Origin of the sequence: Vibrio caribbeanicus ATCC BAA-2122 (assembly GCF_000165125.1) — a bacterium.
Lineage (GTDB): Bacteria > Pseudomonadota > Gammaproteobacteria > Enterobacterales > Vibrionaceae > Vibrio > Vibrio caribbeanicus.
The window spans coordinates 1-228 of record NZ_AEIU01000062.1; the positions used below are offsets into that span (position 1 = coordinate 1).

The window sequence follows — 228 nt, forward strand, 5'->3', positions numbered from 1 at the left end:
CTTCCCACGAAGAATTAAAACTCTGTGGGCGATTAGCTCAGTTGGGAGAGCACCTGCCTTACAAGCAGGGGGTCACTGGTTCGAGCCCGGTATCGCCCACCATTCTCTAAGTATTTTTGGATTAAAACTTCCAAGCCACTTCAGTAAAACGTGCGTGGTTGGAATTTTTGCCGCCTAAAAGGCGAATTTGAGAGTCCTTAGACAATGACTTTTATTGAAAAGTGATTT

1 tRNA gene is annotated in these 228 nt (G+C 44.7%); it reads left to right on the top strand.

The features are described from left to right. The first annotated feature begins 26 nt into the window (after positions 1-26). A tRNA-Val gene (locus RH40_RS07085) sits at positions 27-102 on the top strand. Positions 103-228 lie beyond the last annotated feature (126 nt).